Source organism: Shewanella sp. 4_MG-2023, from assembly GCF_030548015.1.
Taxonomy (GTDB): Bacteria; Pseudomonadota; Gammaproteobacteria; order Enterobacterales; family Shewanellaceae; genus Shewanella.
The window spans coordinates 23,169-41,757 of record NZ_JAUORL010000004.1 but is presented as its reverse complement, the minus strand read 5'-3'; the positions used below and the strand labels follow the sequence as shown (position 1 = coordinate 41,757).

The following is an 18,589-nucleotide window of genomic DNA, read 5'->3' as shown; positions in this document are numbered from 1 at the left end:
GAAGGATCGTATGTCTACTAATTTTGCAAATAATTCCAGTGCCATTAATGTAACTAACCTCAATAAAACAGTGGTGACCCAAGAGGGGGAGCTCACTATCCTCAACGGCATTAATATGGATGTCAAGCAGGGAGACAGTATTGCTATTCTTGGGCCTTCTGGATCTGGCAAGTCAACCTTACTGGGTTTACTGGCTGCGCTTGATACGCCAACATCGGGTGAGATCTATCTTGATGGCCAAGCATTATCGGGCCTGAATGAAGAGCAAAAAGCCGCCTTGAGAAAACAAAAGGTCAGTTTTATTTTCCAATCTTTTATGTTGGTCGATACCCTTACCGCACTTGAAAATGTCATGCTGCCAGCGGAGCTTGCTGGTGTCAGCAATGCTAAAGAAAAGGCCCAAAGCATGCTGGGCAGAGTGGGGCTTTCCCATCGTTTGACCCATCTTCCTAAGCAATTATCGGGCGGCGAACAACAACGTGTGGCTATTGCTAGAGCCTTCATTTGCGAGCCTAAAGTGTTATTTGCTGATGAACCTACCGGAAATTTAGACAGTGTAAACGGCGATAAAATTGCTGATATGTTGTTTGCCTTAAACCAAGAAAGTGATACCACGCTGGTGTTAGTGACCCATGATCTTGAATTGGCTAAACGCTGCAAACGTCAACTGGTGATGGAAAATGGTCATTTGTCTGAACCTGCGATAACGGCTGCAAACACTAACTCGACGCTTGAAAACGTCACCGAGGAGGCCAGCTAATGGAGTTACAATTAGCGTGGCGTCTGTTTAAAAGAGAATTAATGCAAGGCCAGCTAGTACTAATTGTATTGGCGATAACCTTGGCTGTGTTATCGGTCAGTGGTCTTGCTCGAGTGAGTGAGCGATTACAAGTTGCCATTAATGGTGAGGCGGCTAATTTTATCGCCGCTGATCGCATTATTGATTCACCTGTTAAAATTGATGACAAGGTATTGGCGATAGCAGAGTCATTATCGGTTAACTATGTCACCAATATGAAGTTTAACTCCATGGTTTACTCGGGTGACAAATTTCAACTGGTGACCATAAAAGCTGTTGCTGATGGTTATCCACTGCGGGGCGAAATAGAGCTATCATCAGGCGCGACTCAAGCACTGCCCGCTAAAGGTGAGGCGTGGTATGAAAATCGCTTAGGGGGGTTACTGAATTACCCCAAAACCCTTGAACTGGGTAATATAGAGCTTAATTTAAGCGCTGAGATTAGTCGTTTACCCGATGCAGGCTTTAATCCTTTTGCATCATCACCAGTACTTTTAATGCGTCTTGATGATGTTGACTCAACAGGCATTATCCAACCAGGTAGTCGAGTCAGTTATATTTATCAATTTGCTGGCGATGCAGCGCAATTAACCAAGTTTGAAAACCAAGTTAAACCGCTATTAAATAATAGTCAGCGCTGGGTAGACGTTCAAAGTGGTGATTCACCGATTGCCTCTGCGGTAAAACGTGCCGAACGCTTTTTATTGCTGGCAAGCTTGTTAGGTATTGCCCTTGCGTGTGCAGCCATTGGTATTGCCGCTCAGCGCTATTGTCAGCGTCATTATGATGTGGTGGCGATGCTTAAAACCTTTGGCGCTTCAGCTAAGCAAATCCGCAGCTTGTTTGGGTTGCACCTCATGTTGGTAACGGCATTAGGTATTGTCTTAGGTTTAATCGGTGGTGTGCTACTGGATATTGGTATTACCCAGTTTTTACCTGCTGAAATAGCGGCTTATTCTCCGCCTTATAGCCGACCAATTCTTCTGGGTGTCAGTACCGGGCTCATCAGTGCATTTATGTTTTCTGCCTATCCATTGATGCGTTTGTTAGCTATTCCACCATTACGGGTATTACAGCGTCAATTAGAAGGCTTACAGCTAGGCATGTGGCTGCATTTGTTGCTGAGTTTAGGGGCGATGGCGCTACTGGGCTACTTATATTCACGCAGTATTGAACTGACCATGACTGTGGTGTTGGCTGTATTGTTATTGGGAGTGCTGCTTAGCGTGCTGGGCTTTGTGATGATCCGCCTTGGTCACAGCGTTGGCATGAAAACCACCAACCCATTTCAGTTAGCATTAGCGGGTCTGCGCCGCAGAGCTAGACAAAATGCAGTGCAGTTGGTTGGGTTTAGCAGCGCATTAGTGCTTTTACTGACCATTTTGGCGTTAAGACAAGACTTACTCAATGAATGGCAAAAACAATTACCTGAAAATGCGCCTAACTATTTTCTGGTCAATATCGCCCCAGAAGATGCTAAGCCATTAGATGACTTCTTAGACACTAACAAAATTATCGCGACCGATATTTACCCTGTGATCCGTGGTCGCTTAACTCATATTAATGATGAAGAGTTGATCTCGCGAGATGAAGAAAAGTCTGGCATAGAAGGGCGAGTCGGTATTTCAAGAGAGTTAAATCTGACTTATCGTGACGCCTTGCCGCCTAACAACGACATCACTGAAGGCACATTTAATCAAGCAGATGATGAGGTGTCGGTCGAGTCAGGTGTAGCAGAGCGCTTAGGCTTAGCCCTTAACGATACCATGACCTTTACTATGGATAATCGGGCGGTTACCGTTAAAGTGACCAGCTTTAGACAAGTACAGTGGGAAACCTTGCAACCTAATTTCTTTATGATATTTAGGCCTAAAGCCTTAGAAGGTTTTTCGTATACTTCTATGGCGAGCTTTCATTTAAATGATGAAGACTTGAAACAGGCGGGCAGTTCGCTAACTGCAAATGCCGTGGTATTGCAGTTAATTCAGCAGTTCCCGACAATTTCGGTTATCGATGTTGGCGCTATGGTGCAGCAACTTAGACAGATTATTGACCAAGTGTCATTGTCGCTTACCTTAGTGTTGGCATTGGTGTTACTGGCAAGTGCCTTAGTGCTGATAGCCCAAACAGAAGCAGGGATGGCAACTCGCCAGCGGGAGCTTGCGGTGCTGCGCACGTTTGGCGCATCGGGCTGGTTACTTCGCTCGGCAACAGGGCTTGAATTTGCCATTTTGGGGGCTATAGCAGGCCTTTTAGCGGTGATTGTCGCTGAGTTTGCGCTGTACATGCTTAAAACCCAAGTGTTTGAACTTGTGGTTTACATGCACTGGCCGTGGTGGGCTATCGCCCCAATAGCGGGCGCTGCGGTGGTATCATTCTTAGGCATGTGGCGCTGCAGACAGTTACTTAATCGCTCCTGCGGTGAGTTACTAAAAGCAGGCTAGTTTAGCTGCCTTAACCATATGTGCAGAAGATAATAAAAAATAGGGAGCGTGACTCCCTATTTTTTTATGCCTTATTTCTAATAAAAGGAGTTTGAAGCATGTTTGCGGTGATATTTAAAGCAACGGTTGGACAACAAGATAAGCATTATTCAGATACTGTTGCCGTGATGAGGGACCTAGCGTTTAACCACTATAATTGCATCGATTTTGTTGCGGTATCAGAAGGGGATAAGGAAATCGCGATTTCATATTGGCATTCAGAAGCTGATATTCAAGCTTGGCATCAAGATTCAAAACATGCCGTTGCGCAAAAGTTAGGTCAAGATAAGTGGTACCGCGCTTACACGGTTGAAGTTGTCGAAATTAAAAGGCAATATTCCTTTGATAATCAATAGTTGTTAACTTAGTTCTACAAGCTTTTTACTGCTATTAATCGAATCATTTAATTATCAAAGTGAGTTAGTTTTATAACCTGCTGTTATTTAAAATTTGCTATGCTATCAAAACTAAAGATTAGCAGAGCGCGTCATCTGCACTTGCTGCTTGAATAACAAAGGTGACTTTGATGATTAATCAAAAATGGTTAACAACTTTTTTAAAACTAGCTGAAGTAGGCCACTTTACCCAAACTGCTGAGCAGTTATTTATGACTCAACCGGGTGTGAGTCAGCATGTGCAGAAATTAGAAAAGCAGTTGAACGTGAAGTTAATCGAACGCTTTGGTAAGCGCTTTGAGTTAACTTCCGCAGGCATGCAGCTTCAAGAATATGGTCAATCCTTAGTTAAAGAACAGCAGCAATTATTAACTGATTTACAGCTTGATTCAGAACATGTGGGTGAGTGCCGCTTTGCTTGCTCAGGTTCATTGGCATCCTTGTTATATCCACACTTTATTGATTATCAAATCCAACATCAGCAGCTGAGTGTTTCAATCGAAGCTGGACCCAATAGAAGGATAATAGAGCTGCTAACCAATAATGATATTGATATTGGCATTGTGACCCAGTTTGTATCCGATCCCGAGCTTGAAGTGTTAGCCATTGGTTATGAGCACCTTTGCCTTGTGGTGCCGAAAAGTGAATCAAAAACGGTAATAAATTATGATGAGTTAATGGCATTGGGCATGGTTGCTCACCCAGATGCGATGCATAATTGGCAGCAAGTGGTGGCTAATAACTATAAAGATAAACAAGCAATAGAGGTTCGGGTTGTCAGTTATGTTAATCAACTTAACCAAATTTTGTTGCCAGTTTCAAAAGGCCTAGGTTTTACTGTGTTACCTGAGTTTGCAGTAAAAAGCTTTAGTGATGTAGCGGCAATATCGATTGCTAAGCTTGATAAGCAGGTAAAAGAGCCCTTGTACATGATTTATAAAAAACATCGACCTTTACCAAAACGTTACCAGTGGTTTATGGATAAAACCACTGAGCTGGTTAACAGTAAATAGTGTTCTTGAAGACCACAATAATCAGAACTGCACATATCCAAGTGATTAGGCATTAAAAATTGAATCTAACGCTGGGTCAATATGGGTATATTTGAAATTGAATCCAGACGCTAATGTACGTTTTGGCAATACAAATTGCCCTTCAACAATTAAGTCTGCCATTTCGCCCATCGCTAACCGCAATGCTAATACAGGTGTCGGGATTTTAGCTGGGCGCTTTAAGGTAAAGCCTAATGATTGCGCAAATTGCTTGTGATTAACGGGGTTAGGGGCCGTAGCATTGAAAATACCCTTAGCATCGTTTGAGTTAATTAAGTGTTCAATCAAATGGGTTAGGTCATCAATGTGGATCCAGCTAACCCCATGGGTGCCTTTACCAATAGGGCCACCTAAGCCTAATTTAAACGGTGGCAACATTTTCGCTAATGCACCGCCATTTTTACCTAATACAATGCCAATTCTGAGCACACAGACACGGGTATTTTCTGACTGGGCTTTTAAGGCTAAGTGTTCCCATTCACTACAGACCTGATGACTAAATTCATCATGGGCTCGGCTATGCTCGTCAACAGGCTCTTGGCCTTGACGACCATAAAAGCCGATGGCAGAGGCGCTAATAAAACTTGCTGGTGGGGTGGTGCTTTGTTGGATAAGTTGGGTCAGTCTGGCGGTTATATTCCAGCGACTATCGCAAATAAGTTGCTTTTGTTGTTGGCTCCAGCGTTTGCCGACAATGGGCTCGCCAGCTAAATTTATCACGCTGTCAAACTCGTTAAGATTATCTAAGGCATCAAGCCCTGATAAGTACAGATGTTTATTACCCAGCACGGCTTCAGCATGCTCAATATTACGGCTGACAATAGTAAGTTGGTGCTCTTGTAGTAAATGCACTAATTGTTGGCCAACAAAACCTGTCGCACCAGTCATTAAAATTTTCATATTGCCTCACCACTTATTTTGCCAACATGGGTAATATTACGAGATTATTACGTGTTTAGATCAATGTTAACTGACTTCTATAGCATCCAAGTGAATAATTGACGCTTTAAGATACCATAGGGCCGTTTAAAGCATTTAAACACAAAAGATAACAGGTATAATCAATAACTTTGTAGTGAGTTATTTTGTTTTTTCAATTAATTACGCATATAGTTTCAACTTAACAAATCTTAGTTTATTTCATGTTTAAGTATAAAAGGGTTAAATTATGAATGGAGGTAATTCCTCTTCAATTGCGTTACGTGGCTTTGCCATCATGGCGTGTTTAGTGGTGATCCTTGCCGGCATTAAAACAGCAAGTCCAATTGTGGTGCCGTTTGTATTATCTGCATTCTTAGCCGTTGTTTGTAACCCCGCCATTGAATTTCTGAGCCGTTTTAGAGTGCCTAAATGGTTATCCATTATATTGTTGATGCTAGTGATAGTACTTATGGGGTTATGGTTGGCGAGTTTAGTCGGCAGCTCTATTAATGAGTTTTCTAAACAAATGCCCGTGTACCGACTGCAATTAATTGAGCAGTTTTCATGGATATTAGACAAGCTCAATGGCTTAAATATTAATATCTCTAAAGAGAAAGCCTTAGAATACTTTGACCCCGGTATGGCATTAAGCATGACTACCAATATGTTATCAGGCCTTGGTAATGTGATGGCAAATCTATTCCTGATCATCTTGACCATCATCTTCATGCTGTTTGAAGCGCAATCATTACCGAAAAAGTTTCATTTTGCCTTAGACGATCCAGACATGCGCTTAAAGCAAATTGATAAATTTTTGCATTCAGTTAATCAATATATGGTGATAAAAACCCTCGTCAGTATTGGCACCGGTATTATTGTCGGTATTGGCTTGAGTATTATTGGGGTTGACTACGCATTATTGTGGGCAGTGTTAGCCTTCCTGTTTAACTATATTCCCAACATTGGTTCTATAATTGCTGCTATTCCAGCGGTACTATTGGCATTCATTCAAATGGGGCCCGGGGCTGCAGGTGTTACGGCTTTATTATTTTTAGGCACAAATACTGTCATGGGTAATGTGGTTGAACCTAAATTTATGGGCCGCGGTTTAGGCTTATCAACCTTAGTGGTGTTCTTGTCATTAATTTTTTGGGGCTGGTTACTTGGCTCAGTAGGGATGCTGTTATCTGTACCACTGACTATGATTGTCAAAATTGCATTAGAGTCCAGTGACAGTGGTAAGTGGTTGGCTATCTTGTTATCTGATGAAATCCATGATGAAGATGACAAAAATGGGGAATTAGTTGCCCGAGTAGAAGAAGCCGAACAAACAACAGATGAAACCCCATCTGAAAAGTCCGAAAATGGTCATGTTTAATTTACATAAATGAGCGTTATAAATGAATTCAAATGATTCAAATTTTCCTGCGGTTAACGCATTAGCCCAAGCACAATTAGGTGATGACCTTTGTCGCTTATTTCATGGTCGCGGGGGGCTCTTTAGCGGTTATGAGCATATTTGCTTAGACTGGTTTAACCCTGTGTTACTGCTTACCAGCTTTAAAGAGCTGCCAGAATCAGAAAGACAGTCAATGGTTGCTGATATAGAAGCAGTTTGGCAGCAGTGTCATGGCGATAAACCGTTTAATTTAGTATTTCAGTACCGTAATGCAGGGCAAACTATAACCGATGTTGTTGCCGGTGAAGTACCTGAAAAACACATAGTGACAGAAAATGGCGCCCATTTTTTAGTCCACCTGTTACGCGGGCAAAATCACGGTATTTTCCTTGATATGGCCAATGGTCGAAAGTGGGTTAAAGCACACGCAAAGGATAAAAAAGTGCTTAACCTATTTGCTTATACCTGCGCCTTTTCTGTTGTCGCTTTACAGGGCGAAGCGACTGAAGTGGTTAATATGGATATGAGCAAGGGCGCATTAGCCATAGGCAAACAAAACCATTTGCTCAATGATTTTGCTTCAGGCGCACGCTTTCTCGGTCATGACATCTTTAGATCATGGGGCAAACTAACCAAACTTGGGCCTTATGACTTAATTGTTGCCGATCCACCAAGTAATCAAAAAGGAAGTTTTGTTGCCACCAAAGATTATGTAAGGCTGCTGAGACGTTTACCAGAGTTACTGGCTGATAACGGTGAAGTGTTGTTGTGTTTAAATGCGCCTGAGCTTGGCTGTGATTTTTTAATGAAGCAAGTTGAAGAAACTGCAGAAAGCTTAACCTTTGTTGAGCGTATTGATAATCCCCCCGAGTTTACTGATATTGATGAGCAAAAATCCTTGAAGGTCTTACGCTATAAGTTATAAGTATTTAACCGTGTAGTGACACATCTATATTTCTTTAAAAAGCACAATTGAATAACAATTCAGTTGTGCTTTTTTATTTGAGGATAATTTAAAGGTGGAGAAGTGATCGAGGTAACTCGCATGGTTATCGGCTAAGCCTGTTTGAAATCACTAGAATGTTCTGTAAGTGTTTGATTGACGATTAACAAGTTGATAACTTTTGTGTTAGAGACTATATATACTTATGCATGAGTATTTCTCTCCAGTGGTTCTGGTTTAAATCGAATCAATTAACATGAATGAGATTTTTATTTTTGGCTGGATTTACTATTGAAGCGCTTTATTGTTCATATGCCATTTCTAGTTGTAATAATTGTTGGTTTTTTTATGATCTAGATCAACATTTATTCGTTTTACCAATTTGTGAGTATATAGTTTAGTCATTGATAAAAGATAGAATTCACACGAATATCAATCAGTAACAATTATGCTACATCCCTTTCCTTAGAAACCTCTGCCGGAGGCTCCATGAATATAGATTCTAAAACTGAGAAAAGCCTAGAACTTAAAATTTTTATATTTTTAACGGTTTTCTTAGCACCCATTTTGTCAGCGATACTCGTTAGTGCATTAGGGTTCACCATTTGGTTTAGTCAAATTCTTTCTGGCCCTCCTGGCGCTGGATAATCATAGAAATTAAAACAAAAATTAATAGAGAAGTAATCTTGATGAGCAAAAAAGAAATCCACGTAACTAGCCTGATAGTGCAAGTAAAACCAGAGCAAATGGCTGAAGTTCGCCAACAAATTATGGCCATGGACAATGCAGATTTATCAGTTAACAACGAGATGAAGATAGTCGTAGTGATTGAAGGACCAAGCCAGCGTTCCTTAATGGATGACATTTCAACTATTAACGCAATACCTGGTGTGCTTACTGCCACTATGGTTTATCACCAAAGCGAAGAGCTAGAAGAGGGTGAAGAATGAGTATGAACAGACGTGAGTTTATGAAGGCTAATGCTGCTATGGCAGCTGCCAGCGTGGCAGGCATGGCTTTACCGGCATCAGCAAGTAACTTAATTACTAGCTCTGAGCAGACCAAATTAGAGTGGAACAAAGCACCATGTCGTTTTTGTGGTACAGGTTGTTCCGTTATCGTTGCGACGCGTGACGGTAAAGTGGTTGCAACCCATGGTGACGCAAAAAGTGAAGTCAACAAAGGCCTTAACTGTATTAAAGGCTACTTCTTATCAAAAATTATGTACGGTCGCGATCGCCTTCAAACTCCAATGTTAAGAATGACCGACGGAAAATATGATAAGAATGGCGAGTTCAGCCCCATTAGTTGGGATACTGCGTTTGATACCATGGCTGAAAAATGGAAAAAAACCATTAAAGCTAAAGGGCCTACTGCAGTCGGCATGTTTGGTTCTGGCCAATGGACTGTGTGGGAAGGCTATGCAGCGGTTAAATTAATGAAAGCAGGCTTTGGTTCTAACAATATTGATCCCAATGCACGTCATTGTATGGCTTCTGCTGTTGGTGGATTCATGCGTACCTTTGGTATTGATGAACCCATGGGTTGTTATGATGATATGGAAGCGGCGGATGCTTTCGTATTATGGGGCTCTAATATGGCAGAAATGCACCCGATCCTTTGGACTCGCGTGACTGACCGCCGTTTAAGTGCACCACATGTGAAAGTTGCTGTGTTATCGACGTTCCAACATCGTTCATTTGATTTGGCGGATTTAGGCATAGTATTTACGCCGCAAACCGATTTAGCCATGCTTAACTTTATCGCCAATTACATTATTCAAAACGATAAAGTAGACAAAGATTTTGTCGCTAAGCATGTTAATTTCCGTAAAGGTGAAACGGATATTGGTTATGGTTTACGAGCCACTCATCCATTACAGAAAAAAGCCAAGAACGTTGAGACTGCGGGTGATTCAACCCCAATCGATTTTGAGCAGTTTAAGGCGTTTGTAGCTGACTACGATGTTAAATCAGTAAGCGAGCTTTCTGGTGTACCTGAGCACAAGTTGATTGAACTTGCAGAGTTGTACGCTGACCCTAAAAAGAAAGTCACCTCTTTCTGGACTATGGGTTTCAACCAACATACTCGTGGTGTGTGGTGTAATAACCTTATTTATAACATTCACTTGCTAGTCGGTAAAATTTCTACTCCTGGCAACAGCCCATTCTCATTAACGGGTCAACCATCAGCTTGTGGTACCGCGCGTGAAGTCGGTACATTCTCGCATCGTTTACCTGCTGATATGGTGGTTACTAACCCTGAGCATCGTAAACATGCTGAAGAAATTTGGAATATTCCAAGTGGCATAATCCCACCAAAGCCTGGCTACCATGCCGTTGAACAAAATCGCCGTCTTAAAGATGGTGATTTAAATTGTTATTGGGTTCAAGTGAACAACAACATGCAAGCTGCGGCTAACATGAACGAAGAAGGATTACCGGGTTACCGTAATCCAGAAAACTTCATTGTTGTTTCTGATGCTTATCCAACGGTAACAACACAAGCAGCTGATTTGATTTTACCTACCGCAATGTGGGTTGAGAAAGAGGGGGCTTATGGTAATGCAGAGCGTCGTACTCAATTCTGGCATCAAATGGTTAAAGCGCCAGGCGAGTCAATGTCTGACTTATGGCAGTTGATGGAATTCTCAAAACGTTTCACCACTGATGAAGTTTGGCCGCAAGATGTTTTAGATGCCAATCCTAAGTTTAAAGGTAAAACGTTATTCGAAGTACTTTACCAAAACGGTAATGTTGAGAAGTTCCCATTAAGTGATGCTGATCCTAAGTTCTTGAATGATGAAGCTAAACATTTTGGTTTTTACGTTCAAAAAGGCTTATTTGAAGAATATGCAACCTTTGGTCGTGGACATGGTCATGATTTAGCTGACTTTGACCGTTACCATGAAGAGCACGGTTTACGTTGGCCTGTTGTTGACGGTAAAGAAACCAAATGGCGTTTCCGTGAAGGGTCTGACCCTTATGTTAAAGCCGGTAAAGGTTTTGAGTTCTATGGTAAGCCAGATGGTAAAGCGGTTATTTTTGCACTGCCTTATGAACCAGCGCCAGAGATGCCAGATGAAGAATACGATATTTGGTTATCAACCGGTCGCGTACTAGAACATTGGCATTCGGGTTCAATGACCCAGCGTGTGCCAGAGCTTTATAAAGCCTTCCCTGATGCAGTGTGTTTTATGCATCCAGATGATGCTAAAAAACGTGGTTTACGTCGTGGTGATGAAGTGAAGGTTATTTCTCGTCGTGGTGAAATTAAAACCCGTATAGAAACCCGAGGTCGTAATAAGCCGCCTGTTGGCTTGGTATTTGTTCCTTGGTTTGATGCTAGCCAGCTCATTAACAAAGTCACGTTAGATGCGACAGATCCATTGTCAAAACAAACAGACTTTAAAAAGTGCGCGGTTAAAATCGTTAAAGCCTAAGGAGAGACACCATGAAAGCACGTAAAATATTGTCAATCATTGCGTTAGTTGGATTCTCTTTTGGTTTGACGGCAGCAACTGTGCCTGATGAGAAAGTTGCTACATTACGCCTTGCACCATTAAACGTTGAACCAACACCGCCTGTTATGCAGAAAGTGATTAATTCAGATGTTAAGCAAGTGCGTAATTACCCGATGCAGCCGCCAATTATTCCTCATAAAATTGATGGTTATCAAATTGATTTGAAAGTGAATAAATGTATGCAATGTCATGCGCGTAGTAGCACTGGGCATTCTCAAGCTCCTATGGTAAGTGTGACGCATTATATGGACAGAGATAATAATTTCTTGGCATCGTTGTCGCCACGTCGTTATTACTGTACTCAATGCCATGTATCTCAGTTAGATGCCAAGTTATTGGTTGAAAATGATTTTGTGGATGTTAAAGAACTCATGAAAAAATCTTCAACGACTGAGCATTAGGAGCATTTATGATTGCAAAAATACTAGAAAAATTGAAGTTAGTTTGGCAGGTAGTAAACAGGCCAAGTGTTCATTACAGCCTGGGTTTTTTGACATTAGGTGGCTTTGTAGCAGGGGTGATTTTTTGGGGTGGGTTTAATACCGCTCTTGAATTAGCAAGCACCGAGGAGTTCTGTACCAGTTGCCATGAAATGGAAAGTAATGTTTATCAAGAGCTGCAAAGCACCATTCACTTTACTAACCGAAGTGGTGTGCGCGCAACGTGTTCAGATTGCCATGTACCACATGAATGGACCAATAAAATTGCTCGTAAAATGCAGGCTTCGAAAGAAGTTTGGGGCAAGGTATTTGGCACCATCAATACTCGTGAAAAGTTTGAAGGTAAACGCCGTGAGTTGGCAGAGCATGAGTGGGCACGCCTTAAAGCTAATGACTCATTAGAATGCCGTAACTGCCATAATTTCGATTATATGGACTTTACGCGTCAATCGACTCGCGCTTCGCAAATGCACTCAACCTCATTAGCGAGCGGTGATAAAACCTGTATCGACTGTCATAAAGGGATAGCCCATCAATTACCTGATATGGCTGGTGTGGAAGGCTTTTAGTAAAAGCCAATAGCAATAAATAAGGTCAGCGAAAGCTGGCCTTTTTTGGGGTTGCATTTAATACTATTTGAGGCCTATGTCAGAGCAGGTATTCTTTGTGGCTGGCTTGTAAAATATTTGAAGTTTATAGCTGGGAATAATCATTGAGAAGTTAAATTTGAAGTAACGAAAATGGCTTATTGAAGTAACTAAACAAAGCTTACAGTACATCCATGTACATAAGCGGTTAGAGCACGATTAAATTAAATACTATTTTTCTGATAGCTATAGTTTGATTGTCCGTAATCAGCCATTAACTTAGAATGACTTTTAAGTTTTTTAGCTGGAATTAAGGAAATATTGTTACTATCACTAATGATCAGTAATGTTTTAAGTTTTCCTTTTAAAAAACCATGTTCTTTAATTGGGGAAAATAAAATACTATTTGACTTCGTTGTGTGCTCCCATTCACCATAAGAAAACCCCTCTATTCCAATGGTTCCATTTAGTTGAGACTCGTAACCCCCATCTTCATTTAAAACGATATTAATACGGTTTCCAAAACCATCATCATTAGTATAAATGCCAACTAGGGAGTTTGAATTAAGGTTTGAATCATTGAAATGAGGAGTTTGACTACAGCCAGATATGAGCATAAAACTGACTATGCATAAAACAATTTTTGACATTATTCCTTTCCGATTAAGTTATGACGAACAACAACATAGAAGTAATACTATATATAACATTAAGCTGTTGGGTTAATGTTGCAATACTGTTCTAATAAACGGATAAAATCAAGCTGTAAGTCATTTTGTTGACATTGGTTGAAAAGTTGACATCTTAATATGTTTTTATTTGACTGTGTTTGTTTTATTCTAATTCTTTATATTTCAATGGGTAGTATGTAATTTCTTGGGGTTAAACTACCGTTTTTTTCATTTGATGAATAATGTTTGGTCAGATGAGTTTGTTAAACTATTGTGCTGAAAATCGTAAAGTGCACTAAACTATTAGTTAGATTTAGTTGTAGTTTTTTTGATTTAAATACGAGGGCAATCAAATGGTGAGTTCAAAAGATTTTGCGAATTGGCTAATGATTCAATTTGAACAATTAGAGAATGGAGTAAGCTTAACGCGAGGAGACATTAATCAGTTAACAGGCAGGCAGAATTTTTCTTTGGTATTTGTACATGATATTCATTATGAATTAATGCAACATGGGATTGCATTCGTCACTGATACCTACCGTGAGCGTTTCTATATGGTCAGGGTTCAAGATAACCCTTGGCGCAAACAATTGGAAGATGCTGGCCATCAGCAAACATATTCCAATATTGTTTCAATCAATATGACGCGATAGCTATTTTGTCGTTAATCGTCGTATCAAGTTGGTATATGTGTTTAGATTTATAATTGGCTTTTGATGTTTTCAACCAAGTAATCAGTAAAGTTTTCGCCGTGATTTTGTAGCATTTTCGGAAACATTGAAATTGGTGTAGAGCCAGGGAAGGTATTAATCTCGTTTAGTAAAATTTCATTCTCTTCGGTTAGAAAGAAATCAATTCTTGATAAGTGTCTTAACTTCATCCCTTTAAATGCTTTTATCGCATAGCTGCGAATCGCTTCACACACATCCTCAGATAAATTCTTTGCGACTACATTGGTGGTCGCCTTACTTGAAGCATTATATTTTTCTTCAAAAGTATAAAAAGTGTTACTGGCACAAATGATCTCACCTGGCAGTGTTGCTATTACTTCACCTTGATATTGATAAACTGCGACTTCTAACTCTCGGGCGATAATGGTCTTTTCAACCACCACAGAAGGCGCAAAACTAAAGGCATCAGTTAATACTTGTTGTATTTGCGTTGCGTCATCAACTTTATAGCAGCCCACTGATGAACCTTGAGAGGCGGCTTTAACAAATACTGAGCCCCATTCTGATAAGGCTGCTGCCGTTTGTTGTATAGCGTCATCATTTAGTTCATTAAGAAAAATATAAGGCGTATTAGGGATGCCTAAGGCGCTAAACCACATTTTGGCGGTGATTTTGTTAAAACAGTTTCTTGAGGCTTCTGACTCACAACCAAAGTAAGGCAATTGGATTAAATTGAAATAAGATTGAATGTCACCGGTCTCACCGGGAAATCCATGAATACAAGGAATGACATAGTCTACAGGCCAAGGTGCTTTTTGCTGATCTTCAAAACGAATTTCGCGCTTATTGGTTAGCTCACAAACATTACCATCTTGATCGTGATAATGGCCATTTTTATCAAGTTCAACTCGCAGTAAATTAATCTCGTTACTATTTGCGAGAGATGATTCAAAAAAATCAGCTGATAACAAAGACACATCATGCTCTGCACTGCCGCCGCCACAGATTAAAAGTAAGTTGATAGTTGTCATTGTTGCTCCGCAAAATTGCTGATGGATATCACTGAATGTGCATTAAATTAACTTATGATAATGAACTGACAAGCCACTAGGCAAGAGCAGGGCTGAGTAAATGGTGAACAAAGCAACAAATAGTCATGAACATTGCATAATTGCGCGTTTTATGGGCAATAAAGTTGTGCCATAGCCATATTATTTACTTGGGATATTTAAAACGGCTTAGGTGTACTCGCTAAGCTTGCTTGGCTGTTATACATTTATTCATTGCCCAATGTATGGGGCTTATGGGTGAGTTTATTCATCCGCTCCGTCACGATTTATCCATTTATCCATTTATCTGTCTATCTATCTGTCTATTTATAAATAAGGGAGGCGTTAACCGAGCATGGGTGTTTTCTGTGTTAGTTCTCTGTGTTAGTTCTCTGTGTTAGTTCTCTGTGTTAGTTCTCTGTGTTATTTCTCTGAGTCATATCGCGAGCTTATATCGGTAAACATACTTTGCCCTGCTTATGCTTTAGCCACAACTTAGCAGCGTTGATTTATCACTGGCGTTTTATACTTTTGTCGACAATCTAGCTTGTTTATGTTGACCACTTGTTATTATTGGCTTATATTGTCGACAATTATTCTTTGGTCAGACAGCCTACTTAAAATGACATTTTTTACTGAACAGCCCATTACAGCAGCCGATAAAACCTTTTTTGAGTTAAGAAAGGACATCGTTGAAGGCGATATTACGGCAGGCTCAAAACTGAGTGAAACAGAACTGTCGACAAAGTACGCCGTTAGCCGCGCAGTTATCCGCGAGGCAATAAACCGTTTAGAGTCATGCCATTTGGTTGAACGTAAAGCCAATATAGGTGCCCGAGTGGTGGCATTAACGCCTGAGGGACTCATAGAGTTGTATCAGGTGCGCGAATCCCTTGAAGGCATGGCGGCTAGGCTTGCCGCTAAAAACATGACTGATGAAGAGATTGCAGATTTATTAACGCTTCTGAGCAAACACTCTAATGAAGTGAAATCTGGCGAGTCTTATTATCAAGAAGCAGGTGATGTGGATTTTCATTACCGCATTATTCTAGGGAGCAAAAACAAACACCTCATTTCTGTGCTGATAGACGGTATGTATCACCTTATTCGTATGTACCGAGTGCAATTAGGCATGGCAGGACCTCGGGTGACAACTGCCTTTGAAGAACATACCCATATAGTTAAAGCCATTTCAAATCGTGATGAAGAGTTAGCAGAGATGCTAATGCGTCGTCACATCATGTACTCCAAAAATAATATCGAAACTAAATTAAACCGTTAATTAAGCTTCGGCAGTTAAGCGTAAACAACTGCCGCATAGCAATAACAAATAGAGAGAGGGATATCATGAGCGCAGGCAAAAAATTCCGTCAGGCATTAGTCGACAACAAGCCACTACAAATCGTTGGAACTATTAATGCGTATTCAGCAATGATGGCGAAACAAATTGGTCATCAAGCGATATATTTATCGGGTGGCGGTGTGGCGAACGCATCTTATGGTTTACCTGATTTAGGTATGACGTCACTCAATGATGTGATTGTTGACGTTCAGCGTATTACTTCAGCCTGTGACTTACCACTATTAGTGGATATCGATACCGGTTGGGGTGGTGCATTTAACATCGCTAAAACCGTTCGTGATATGGAAAAAGCCGGCGCTGCAGCTGTGCACATGGAAGATCAAGTTGCGCAGAAGCGTTGTGGTCATCGCCCGAACAAAGAGATTGTGTCTACTGAAGAAATGGTTGATCGCATTAAAGCGGCTGTCGATGCCCGTATTGATCCTGATTTTTTCATCATGGCAAGAACCGACTCATTTGCTCAAGAAGGTTTAGAGGCGGCGATCGCCCGTGCTAAAGCCTATGTTGCCGCCGGTGCAGACGGTATTTTTGCCGAAGCGGTAAAAACTGAAGAGCATTATCGCGCCTTTGCCGATGCACTTGATGTCCCGATTTTGGCTAACATCACCGAGTTTGGTCAAACAGAGTTATGGAACAAAGAGCAACTCGGTCAGTGGGGCGCAGCCATGGTGCTGTATCCGTTAAGTGCATTTCGTGCGATGAATAAAGCCGCTGAAAATGTCTACAGCGCAATCTTAAAAGATGGCGACCAAAAAGCGGTTGTCGACACCATGCAAACCCGTATGGATTTATACGATTACCTCGGTTACCACGATTATGAGCAAAAGCTTGATAGCTTATTTGCTGAAGGTAAAAACAAGTAATTACTGGCAAGACATAAAAGCAGTTTTCTGTTGATAGAAAGTGTTGATAAACAGTGTTTATAAGCTTTGTCGTTGTAGCAATAGCGATTTATTGCGATTGGATGATTAATGCACAAATATTGTTCTTGAACAAAGATTGTCGACAAGCAAACCGATAATTTAAAAGACAACCAAATAGTACTCGAAACACATAAAAGAATAGGAAATCATTATGGTAGACAAGAAACTAAGTGGTGCAGGCCTTCGTGGTCAAAGCGCAGGTGATACAGCATTATGTACCGTAGGTAAATCAGGCTCAGGTTTAACCTATTGCGGTTACGATGTTGCCGATTTATCTGAAAATGCTACTTTTGAGGAAGTCGCCTATCTATTATTTAATGGTGAATTGCCAACGCAAGATCAGCTAGATACTTATAAATCAGTATTGACGACTCAGCGTGATTTACCACAAGCATTAAAAGAAGTATTACAACGTATTCCTGCCGATGCACATCCAATGGATGTGATGCGCACTGGTTGCTCATTTTTAGGTAATCTTGAGCCAGAAGCTGATTTTGCTGAGCAACATAAAGCAGCAAACCGCTTACTCGCCGCTTTTCCTGCCATCATGTGTTACTGGTATCGTTTCAGCCATGAAGGTGTTGAAATTGACTGCGTTACAGATGAAGAAACCATCGGCGGCCACTTCTTAAAACTATTGAATGGTAAAACGCCTTCAGAGCAACATCGTAAAGTGATGGATGTATCGTTAATACTTTATGCAGAGCATGAGTTTAACGCTTCTACCTTTACTGCGCGCGTATGTGCTTCAACCTTATCTGACATGTTCTCGTGTATTACCGGTGCTATCGGTACTCTTCGTGGCCCACTTCATGGCGGTGCTAATGAAGCAGCAATGGACATGATCCAAAAGTTTACTTCGCCAAGCGATGCTAAAGCGCAAATGGCAGGCATGCTAGAGCGTAAAGAAAAAATCATGGGCTTTGGTCATGCGATTTACCGCACTTCAGATCCACGTAATGTGATCATTAAAGCCTGGTCAGAAAAACTGGCTCAGGAAAATGGCGATACTAGCTTGTACGACATCTCAGTGGCTTGTGAAGAGTTTATGTGGGATACAAAAAAACTATTCTGTAATGCTGATTTCTTCCATGCATCGGCTTATCATTTTATGGGTATTCCAACCAAGCTATTTACGCCTATCTTTGTGTGTTCACGTCTTACTGGCTGGGCTGCTCACGTCATGGAGCAGCGCTCAAACAATCGTATTATCAGACCAAGTGCTGATTACATCGGATCTGAGCCACGCACTGTAACGCCAATTAGCGAAAGATAAACAGTCAAAGGCTGGCCAATGGGTCAGCCTTTTGTTTTTCAGACCTTGTTGAACATGCAAATTGCAAACTAGCTAACAATTACCAAACTTGATG

General features: G+C 41.0%; 18 protein-coding genes. 15 read left to right on the top strand and 3 right to left on the bottom strand.

All coding sequences use genetic code 11. From position 1 onward, the window contains the following. The first annotated feature begins 10 nt into the window (after window positions 1-10). The 4 genes from Q4546_RS03035 (at window position 11) to Q4546_RS03020 (ending at window position 4,690) form a co-directional block, all read left to right on the top strand. Window positions 11-760, top strand: coding sequence for an ABC transporter ATP-binding protein (locus Q4546_RS03035; RefSeq protein ID WP_102440543.1), 750 nt, complete (start codon window positions 11-13; stop codon window positions 758-760). Beyond that, complete coding sequence (locus Q4546_RS03030; protein WP_102476340.1) at window positions 760-3,243, top strand: ABC transporter permease; 2,484 nt, start codon at window positions 760-762, stop codon at window positions 3,241-3,243. Before Q4546_RS03035 ends, Q4546_RS03030 begins: the two co-directional genes overlap by 1 nt. A gap of 98 nt (window positions 3,244-3,341) precedes the next feature. Next, a complete protein-coding gene (locus tag Q4546_RS03025) occupies window positions 3,342-3,638 on the top strand; it encodes an antibiotic biosynthesis monooxygenase (RefSeq protein ID WP_303445653.1) in 297 nt (98 codons plus the stop codon). Window positions 3,639-3,808: 170 nt separating this feature from the next. Next, window positions 3,809-4,690 carry a LysR family transcriptional regulator gene (locus tag Q4546_RS03020; RefSeq protein ID WP_303445652.1) on the top strand — a complete coding sequence of 294 codons (882 nt, stop codon included), beginning with the start codon at window positions 3,809-3,811 and terminating at the stop codon, window positions 4,688-4,690. A 45-nt stretch (window positions 4,691-4,735) separates the two neighbouring features. Here the strand turns inward: Q4546_RS03020 and Q4546_RS03015 are convergent, their stop codons facing one another. Next, complete coding sequence (locus tag Q4546_RS03015; protein WP_303445651.1) at window positions 4,736-5,629, bottom strand: TIGR01777 family oxidoreductase; 894 nt, start codon at window positions 5,627-5,629, stop codon at window positions 4,736-4,738. A 268-nt stretch (window positions 5,630-5,897) separates the two neighbouring features. On the opposite strand from Q4546_RS03015, the gene Q4546_RS03010 reads away from it, so the two are divergent. From Q4546_RS03010 to Q4546_RS02980, 7 genes are all read left to right on the top strand, one after another. Beyond that, on the top strand, window positions 5,898-7,028 hold the full coding sequence (locus Q4546_RS03010; RefSeq protein WP_303445650.1) for an AI-2E family transporter: 1,131 nt from the start codon (window positions 5,898-5,900) through the stop codon (window positions 7,026-7,028). Between the two features lie 22 nt (window positions 7,029-7,050). Continuing rightward, window positions 7,051-7,974, top strand: coding sequence for a class I SAM-dependent methyltransferase (locus tag Q4546_RS03005; protein WP_102440549.1), 924 nt, complete (start codon window positions 7,051-7,053; stop codon window positions 7,972-7,974). A 507-nt stretch (window positions 7,975-8,481) separates the two neighbouring features. Then, the gene (locus tag Q4546_RS03000; protein WP_102440550.1) at window positions 8,482-8,640 is read left to right on the top strand and encodes a periplasmic nitrate reductase, NapE protein; all 159 of its coding nucleotides are present in this window, start codon (window positions 8,482-8,484) and stop codon (window positions 8,638-8,640) included. Between the two features lie 41 nt (window positions 8,641-8,681). Then, window positions 8,682-8,942 carry a chaperone NapD gene (locus Q4546_RS02995; protein ID WP_102440551.1) on the top strand — a complete coding sequence of 87 codons (261 nt, stop codon included), beginning with the start codon at window positions 8,682-8,684 and terminating at the stop codon, window positions 8,940-8,942. A 2-nt stretch (window positions 8,943-8,944) separates the two neighbouring features. Continuing rightward, complete coding sequence (gene napA / locus Q4546_RS02990) at window positions 8,945-11,434, top strand: nitrate reductase catalytic subunit NapA (protein WP_102440576.1); 2,490 nt, start codon at window positions 8,945-8,947, stop codon at window positions 11,432-11,434. A gap of 11 nt (window positions 11,435-11,445) precedes the next feature. Next, the gene (locus Q4546_RS02985) at window positions 11,446-11,916 is read left to right on the top strand and encodes a nitrate reductase cytochrome c-type subunit (RefSeq protein ID WP_102440552.1); all 471 of its coding nucleotides are present in this window, start codon (window positions 11,446-11,448) and stop codon (window positions 11,914-11,916) included. Between the two features lie 20 nt (window positions 11,917-11,936). Further along, on the top strand, window positions 11,937-12,524 hold the full coding sequence (locus tag Q4546_RS02980; RefSeq protein WP_102440577.1) for a cytochrome c3 family protein: 588 nt from the start codon (window positions 11,937-11,939) through the stop codon (window positions 12,522-12,524). A gap of 242 nt (window positions 12,525-12,766) precedes the next feature. On the opposite strand, the gene Q4546_RS02975 is transcribed toward Q4546_RS02980, so the two are convergent. After that, the gene (locus Q4546_RS02975) at window positions 12,767-13,192 is read right to left on the bottom strand and encodes a hypothetical protein (protein ID WP_102476337.1); all 426 of its coding nucleotides are present in this window, start codon (window positions 13,190-13,192) and stop codon (window positions 12,767-12,769) included. 374 nt (window positions 13,193-13,566) lie between these two features. Between Q4546_RS02975 and Q4546_RS02970 the strand changes: the two genes are divergently transcribed. Further along, the gene (locus tag Q4546_RS02970; RefSeq protein WP_102440554.1) at window positions 13,567-13,866 is read left to right on the top strand and encodes a hypothetical protein; all 300 of its coding nucleotides are present in this window, start codon (window positions 13,567-13,569) and stop codon (window positions 13,864-13,866) included. A gap of 47 nt (window positions 13,867-13,913) precedes the next feature. On the opposite strand, the gene Q4546_RS02965 is transcribed toward Q4546_RS02970, so the two are convergent. Beyond that, a complete protein-coding gene (locus tag Q4546_RS02965) occupies window positions 13,914-14,915 on the bottom strand; it encodes a D-alanine--D-alanine ligase (protein WP_102476336.1) in 1,002 nt (333 codons plus the stop codon). Window positions 14,916-15,555: 640 nt separating this feature from the next. Here Q4546_RS02965 and Q4546_RS02960 point away from each other — a divergent pair. From Q4546_RS02960 to prpC, 3 genes are all read left to right on the top strand, one after another. Then, window positions 15,556-16,215: a GntR family transcriptional regulator gene (locus Q4546_RS02960; RefSeq protein ID WP_102440556.1), complete on the top strand. Its 660-nt coding sequence runs from the start codon at window positions 15,556-15,558 to the stop codon at window positions 16,213-16,215. Between the two features lie 65 nt (window positions 16,216-16,280). Then, window positions 16,281-17,159 (top strand): methylisocitrate lyase, encoded by an 879-nt coding sequence (gene prpB / locus Q4546_RS02955; protein WP_076536891.1) that lies wholly within the window; start codon window positions 16,281-16,283, stop codon window positions 17,157-17,159. A 211-nt stretch (window positions 17,160-17,370) separates the two neighbouring features. Further along, window positions 17,371-18,495, top strand: coding sequence for a 2-methylcitrate synthase (prpC, locus tag Q4546_RS02950; RefSeq protein WP_102440557.1), 1,125 nt, complete (start codon window positions 17,371-17,373; stop codon window positions 18,493-18,495). Window positions 18,496-18,589 lie beyond the last annotated feature (94 nt).